The following is a 6,442-nucleotide window of genomic DNA, read 5'->3' as shown; positions in this document are numbered from 1 at the left end:
CAAGCAGACACGCTGACGTGCGCCGCCTGACTCCAGCAACCGTCGTGAACACAAACCTGTATTCATCGTTTTTGAATGGCTGCTTTGGGGCGATGTGCTTCAAGCGTCGGCTGTCCGGAGTTGGCCGATTCCGGCCGGTGCCTCACGTTGATCACGATGCCAGCGCGCTGATCATGATCGTTTGGTTCTACTGATCAACTTCATCGGTGCGCGCACTACGCAGTCGTGGCCATATTTGAGTTTGCACACGACGAAGTGCGCAAAAAAAGAAGCCGCCGCACGGAGAGGGAGCCGAGCTCCCTCTCCGTGGGTTATGCCGCCTCCATCAGTCTTCGTCGCTGGGAGCATGCCGGCCCTGGATGAACCTCAGCAGCCCATACAAGGCGAAGCCGTACACCACCGCGCCACCGATGATCTTGAACATCGTCGTCTCCTCATTTCTGTCTCAACAGGCGCCTGCGGACGCCACACGCGCTTCCAGCCGCCCTCGCAAGCTGGATGCCCCTTCTCTGGCTCCACTGGGTCGAGGGGCCGCTTCCGCCTCGGGGTAGAACTCTTCGACAACCGCCGACACATCCTCAACCAAGTCCTCGAACGCACCATTGGCAAAGCCTTTCCTCGCCGCCTCGTCCAAAGCCGCCTGATCGAACCCGCTGGCACTCCGCTGCTCGTCCAGTTCTCGCGCCTGAGTAATGGCCTGCTCCAGCGTGATGCCGGTACGCACCACGAGATCCACGTAATAGATCGGCGTGCCATAGCTCATCGTGGTGGACTTGCCGCGCAGCTTCAGCTCCAGCGGCAGACAGGCCAGCCGTCCGCCGGACACCGCGTGGAAATACTCCAGCCGAGCCGCGAGCGTGCGGATGGTGTTGTACGACGTGGTGCGAAGTACGAAGCTGCCGAGCGCATCTTCCTCACCCTCACCGATTACCACGTTGAGGCGCGCATAGGCTTTGCAGGCGTCCTTGGCGAACGCACAAGCATCCGGCCCCGGGCATGGCAGGCTGGCCACACCGTCCTTGCCCGTGCGCCGACAGGTCTCGCCATTGCCCACACACACCGGTCTGCCGGTAGTGCGGTTGAACAGCGAGTAGTCCGCCCGTAGGTTGAGCGCCGGGTCGTTGAACAGCAGTCGCACCGGGATCGCGCGCAACTTGTGGCCTTCACCCTCCTTGCGCAGCTTTTCGTCCAAGGGGTGCAGCAGCCACCCATCGCGCCCCTGCACCTGACTGGTCAAGGTGAACTGGTCGTCCTTCTCGGGTAGGCGCTTGCCGTTACGCTCGATCACGCGCCCGATGGAAATCCGCCCGATCACGGGCGGGGTAATCGCCAAGCCTTTCAGCATGTCGTTGTCCTCTCATCGTTATCGGAAGTCCGCGACAACACGAACCGGCGAGTACCGGGGCGGGTCACGGCATACATGGCAGCGACGTCCGGACATTCGGCCGTCAGTCGCTTCGTATCTAGCGTGATGCCGTCCTTGGCCCGCTTGTATGTCACCTCACCGTGAGCGAAGGCTGCCTTGCTGGCGTCGCCCATCGCCTGCTGGATCACTTGCTTGAGCGATTCGGCTTCGTGCTCCATCGCTTCCAGCTCTCCCTTGAGTGTCGCCAGTGCATCGAAAGTGTGGTCGAGGTCTTCGTCGCCGGTGAAATCCAAACGGGTGTCGTTGCCACGGTAGAGCTTCCGCAGGGCCTTGGCGGCCGAATCGCTGCCATCGGCCGGGGGCTCGATGTCCTTCTCAACGTAGTCCCAGAACCGAGTTTCCAAAACGACCAGACGGGCGATCACGTCGTCGTCCCGTTCGATGCGATGGATTTCCAGTTGCTGCCCGCACAGCAGCACGGCGACGTCCGCTGCCGCTTTACCGGTTACGGCCAATTGGTGCTGCACCTGTAGCTGGACGTATTCGGGGACGCCGTCTTTCCACAACCGTGCGCCGAACTCACCCGCGGTCTTGCACTCCAGCACCTGCACGCCGGGCACACCGACTATTTCCCTGTCGATATTCGCCAACATGAAAGTGAACAACGGGTGCTGGAGCACAGCGTTGAGCTTGCGCACCTTGTGGCCGGTGCGTTCCTGGTAGGCCGTCGCCACCATCGGCTCCAGCAAGGTGCCCCAGTAGCGTGGGTCGTCCTGACCGGGGCGAACTTCTTCCGGGGGTGTGCGGCCGGTCTTTTCCATCCACAGTTCGAGCTGGCTCTTGTAGGGACACAGGCCCACAGCAGCAGCGGCATCCGAACTGCCGATACCATTTCGTCGTACATCCAGCCACTGCCCATAGGGCAGTTTCTTGGTATCTATCAGTCTCACGGCCGCGTTTTGCTTGCTCATCGGTTTCCTCCGGGCATAAAAAGGCCCGGCCGATGCATGGGCATCAGCCGGGCGGCGGGTAGTTGGCTTTCAATGTGTGGTTACCAACTGGCGCGGTAGTAGATGTCCCAACCGCGTTCTTGCAACTTCTTCGCCTGCACCACGACTTTCAGCGTATAGTCGACGTCGCCTTCGCTCATCGGTTCGTCGCCCTCGCTGACGAAGTGCTCGCTGGCACTCTCCGGATCGTCGCTGACCTGATCGAGCTGTTCTTCCAGCTCGGACAAGGCATCCGGCGTCACATAAGCGGGCCGACAATCGTCGTGGCCTTCCTGCACGTTGTTCACGAACCACTGGTGCAGGGGATCGAACTTTCGCCAGTAGCCCACCCGCACGGTCACGCCCGTGATCTCCATCAGGGTGGGGTCGTTGTCGGGCTTTTCCGTGGGCGGGGTGTAGCAAATGGCCTTCCCGATGGCTTCGCGGACAGGCGCAAGCTCCGTGTCGTAGGGCGGCAGGTGGAGTTTCGCTTCCAGGTACATGTCCAGTCCCATGACATGCCTCCCGTCAGGCAACCAGCTTCATGGCTTCGTCCCAGGCACGCTGCTTGATCTGTGCGCCCTGGCCGAACCACGCGGCATCACGGCGGTGATCGTTGCTGCGCGCGCGCCGGTGGTGATCCACAAACTCGGTGACGCTGTTGAGCACACCCCACGCCGTACCCCGGCTGGATGCCATCAACGCACCGCGACCGCCGCCTTCGTACAGTGAGCGGACGGTGGCAAGCGCTTGCTCGTTGACAACAACGGCCTTGCCCTCTGGAGCCGCGTAGGTGAGCACCCGACGCAATAAGCCTTCGACCGTATCGGGATCAACCGGCCGCTCAACCAACGCCTTCATACGGGCGACGAAGCCGTCCCAGGACGAGACGGTAATGCCCAATTGGCGCTTGACTGCATTGGGATCGAACGCACTGCGATGCGGCACCTTAATCGCACCGTTGGCTTGGCCCAACGCAATCTGCAATGTGTTGTTGCAGACCACGCGGACGCTGGTGAATTGCGCCGTGGTCGCCAGCGTGCCGTCGCAGGCCGTCGCCAGCAGCAGGTAGCCATCGACCTTGTCCCGGCCCTTCAGCGTGCTGCTCTGGCCGGTGCGCGCCAATGCCCAGAACTTACGCCCTTCACGCAACACACCCGCCGTTTCCAGTTCGAAGCCATTGCATGCAGTCAGGTCACGATAGAACTCCAGGATCTCGCCCGGCTGGACGACCTGGAAGCGCTTGCTGACAACTGCCAGTGGTGCCTTGGTGTCGGAGCGGTACAGCACCTTCTGCTCCGGGAAGGCGTTGATAACGCCTACATTGTTGTTGCCGGAGATGTAGCGAACCTCCGATGCCTTGATCTCCCAATCCATACCTGCCTGCTGCTTCCACGTGTCGATGGATTGCTGCGGGGCCAATTTGTTACCAAGACCATGCCACGGCTTCTCACCGGCATAGGCCATCGTTTCAACCAGATGCATTGTCGTATCCTCGTAAGTTGGGGGCGAAAACGCACAAGGCCCGGACATGCCGGGCCTTGTGTGTCTAACCAGTAGTGAAGTGAATCAGGGAGCTTTCAGACTGCCGCTACTGGTGCGTCTCGCAATACGCACCAGTACAGCCGCGGCAACCACTAAGGCGCGGTAGATCGTGTCTGCGTTGCCTTTCATGTCACGGACTACCGACAGAGCCGGAGTTTCTAAGCCCGGAAAAGAATCGAGTGCCAGCAACCACCAAGCTGCTCGCCCTGTGACGGCCAAGCACAAGCTTCCTCATGGCGCTGACACGTGATCGCTTTTCAGTGTTGCAATCAGAACTCCGGGTGTTCGCGCTGCTTGCTGACGTAAGTCATGAAGGCGACTACGGGTCTGGCGTTCCACGCAAGCACGGTCGCTCTTACAAATATTTCGAGCGGCAAGATATTCACGTTGTGAAGAGAGCAGGTCCCCCTTCTGAGAAGGATCAGCCTGTTGAGCCAGGGCGTGGTACTGAGCAGCGACATCGGAATCAAGAGCGCTTAACAACGGGTCGGCGCAAATCGTGAGTTCTGCCGGACTCTGAGCCTTGGCACAATCGAAGCCTGGCTGGTAGGTTTGAGCGACTTCGGCGCGGACGGCTTCGGCCGTAGTTCCCACATTTGTTGATGCCGATGTGACTACAGGTGGGGCCGCACTCTGCGCCGGCGCGGCAAGAGCGGCCGTGGACGGCGGGGCCGAGGGCAGGGGCGGTGTGGCGGCTGCCGCCTGTGTCGTCGTCGCTCCGGCGGCAACATTGTTCGCGGGCGATGTCGCAGGTGTATCCACTTGGTCAGCTGGCACCAATTTGCCATCGGATTGCATCAAGTGAGTGGTCGTGCCAGTAATGACATCGTGATACAAGAAACTGCCAACGATTTTGGAACCATCCATTGTCATGGACAAAACAACCGTGCCATTGCCAGCGGTGCATTCAAGTGGCCCCTGTAATGCTCCGTTCGCCCAGTTAGACTTAAAAACCTTGCACTGATCAAACCCGTTTACGATTTCCTTTTCGGTAAGAGAGCCTTCTGTTCCAAACACGGAATTGAAAGCTTGGTTATTTTGATAAATATCGCCTCTCCATCCCCCACTGGACGCTTGATTGTCGGTCCAAGGCCCGTCTCTCATTCCCTTCTTGAATGAGCCAACAGCGGGGGGTTGATCTTTGTAGCCATAAATCGTTGCCGGTCCATCCAGAGTGCCGTCGACAAAGGTTGCGACGGCCGTCAAGTCTCGATCGGTCTTTGTTCGAATCTTGCCACTTACGGGCTTGCCTTGACCCCAGATTCCGTCCGTAAGAACGTCGCCGCTCGTGCTCCGCTCTATTTCGCGGCCATCCTTTTGGCCACTGGCGTAGTGCACTTCCTCGATCACTGTCTCGCCATCGGCGGCGTAATAGAGTTGCTTGCCGTCTCGGTTACCTGCCTTCCAGTTCAGCTCGGCAAAGAGCTTTCCGGTCAGCGGGTTGCGAATCGTCGAGGAACCATCAAATCTTTCGTCGGCAATCGCTGCTGTCAGTAAGGTATCGCCACTCGGATTTGTGCACTTAACAGGACCGTTCGCAAGGCCCTTTGTGTAACTGACGTCACAGTCAACCTGAGCCGACACGGCGACCTGAAGCCATCCTTGCAAGCCAAAATTCTCGTTCGTGATCCAGTAGTTCTTTATGGCTTCTGGCATCGAATCGAACCCTTTGAATGAGACGATTCCGGTATAGGGATCGTCGAGGCCGTGTTTGTAGGCGAGCCCGTCGTTGACGTCGATCTGTCGTGAGTCAACAACTTCTTTGCCACAAGCGGCGAGGAGAAGAGCACAAGCGCTCAACAAGATAAATTTCTTGCAACCTTTCATGGTGTACCCCCTGAGGTAGCCTGGTTCATGGGCGGAAATCCGCCGCATGCTTTTTGTTCATTGCCGCCGACCCTCGGGTCGTGCGCGGCTTCCGTTGTATCGGTTGCTGGACCTCCACTGTCTGCGTCATTTTTCTTCCTTGTCTGTTCACATTCGACGCGCAAGGCGTTCTGACCTATCCAACAACTTCATTCGACGCGTCCGGGCCGAATCCAACGTGAGCCAGCTCGAACACGTCGCTATATACTGCTACGGTAGTGTCTACTACGCGAGAGGTATATGGGTCATGCTGATGAGGGTTCAGCCACCGTTGTCCTCGCTTGACCGAGTCCGTCACCGCCACCTTTGCGAAACGCTTGAAAGCAGCGCGTGCCCTGAGCGGCCTGTCGCAGCGCGCGTTGGGAGGCCTTGTGTCGGGCGATAAGGTGAAGGGCAGCGTTCGAATCAACCGCTACGAGCAAGAAGTGAATCGCGCCGACATGGTCACTGCGGCGGCGCTCGCCCGGACGCTGAACGTGCCTCTGGCGTACCTCTTCGCTGAAGAGGACGATCAGGCTGAATTGCTCCTTGCGTTCGCCAAACTCACGAAGAGCGAGCGCGCAAAGGTTCTTGCCCAAGCGAGCCAATTGGCCGCTCTCCGACAGAAGAAAGGCTCATCGAGCAAGGGTTGATGCGGCCCTGGCTTCGCCCAGATTGCTCGATCCGCACTTGCCTA

General features: G+C 59.3%; 7 protein-coding genes. 2 read left to right on the top strand and 5 right to left on the bottom strand.

The features are described 5' to 3' along the window. The coding region (locus tag B0E46_RS17870) for a hypothetical protein (RefSeq protein WP_217316316.1) at positions 1–194 on the top strand (194 nt) is incomplete at its 5' end. A 251-nt stretch (positions 195–445) separates the two neighbouring features. Here the strand turns inward: B0E46_RS17870 and B0E46_RS04710 are convergent. The 5 genes from B0E46_RS04710 to B0E46_RS04690 all read right to left on the bottom strand — a co-directional run bounded on the left by B0E46_RS04710 (position 446) and on the right by B0E46_RS04690 (position 5,775). After that, a complete protein-coding gene (locus B0E46_RS04710) occupies positions 446–1,345 on the bottom strand; it encodes a hydrolase or metal-binding protein (RefSeq protein ID WP_077554568.1) in 900 nt (299 codons plus the stop codon). Further along, entirely contained in the window at positions 1,339–2,337 is a 999-nt protein-coding gene (locus B0E46_RS04705) for a lambda-exonuclease family protein (RefSeq protein ID WP_077554567.1), read from the bottom strand. Before B0E46_RS04705 ends, B0E46_RS04710 begins: the two co-directional genes overlap by 7 nt. An 80-nt stretch (positions 2,338–2,417) precedes the next feature. Next, on the bottom strand, positions 2,418–2,870 hold the full coding sequence (locus tag B0E46_RS04700; protein ID WP_077554566.1) for a hypothetical protein: 453 nt from the start codon (positions 2,868–2,870) through the stop codon (positions 2,418–2,420). 13 nt (positions 2,871–2,883) lie between these two features. Then, complete coding sequence (locus B0E46_RS04695; protein ID WP_077554564.1) at positions 2,884–3,840, bottom strand: DUF932 domain-containing protein; 957 nt, start codon at positions 3,838–3,840, stop codon at positions 2,884–2,886. A 291-nt stretch (positions 3,841–4,131) separates the two neighbouring features. After that, the gene (locus tag B0E46_RS04690; protein WP_168171126.1) at positions 4,132–5,775 is read right to left on the bottom strand and encodes a lysozyme inhibitor LprI family protein; all 1,644 of its coding nucleotides are present in this window, start codon (positions 5,773–5,775) and stop codon (positions 4,132–4,134) included. Positions 5,776–6,047: 272 nt separating this feature from the next. Here B0E46_RS04690 and B0E46_RS04685 point away from each other — a divergent pair, with 272 nt between their 5' ends. Continuing rightward, positions 6,048–6,398 (top strand): helix-turn-helix transcriptional regulator, encoded by a 351-nt coding sequence (locus B0E46_RS04685; protein ID WP_077554562.1) that lies wholly within the window; start codon positions 6,048–6,050, stop codon positions 6,396–6,398. Positions 6,399–6,442: the final 44 nt, after the last annotated feature.

Source organism: Rhodanobacter sp. B04 (genome assembly GCF_002001125.1).
GTDB lineage: Bacteria > Pseudomonadota > Gammaproteobacteria > Xanthomonadales > Rhodanobacteraceae > Rhodanobacter.
The sequence above is the reverse complement of the archived record's forward strand: the minus strand, read 5'-3'. Positions and strand labels throughout refer to the sequence as shown.

Bases quoted from the DNA above. Each gene is read 5' to 3' on its own strand.
- B0E46_RS04705 (WP_077554567.1), bottom strand. From the start codon at position 2,337: ATGAGCAAGCAAAACGCGGCCGTGAGACTGATAGATACCAAGAAACTG.
- B0E46_RS04690 (WP_168171126.1), bottom strand. From the start codon at position 5,775: ATGCGGCGGATTTCCGCCCATGAACCAGGCTACCTCAGGGGGTACACC.
- B0E46_RS04700 (WP_077554566.1), bottom strand. From the start codon at position 2,870: ATGGGACTGGACATGTACCTGGAAGCGAAACTCCACCTGCCGCCCTAC.
- B0E46_RS04695 (WP_077554564.1), bottom strand. From the start codon at position 3,840: ATGCATCTGGTTGAAACGATGGCCTATGCCGGTGAGAAGCCGTGGCAT.
- B0E46_RS04710 (WP_077554568.1), bottom strand. From the start codon at position 1,345: ATGCTGAAAGGCTTGGCGATTACCCCGCCCGTGATCGGGCGGATTTCC.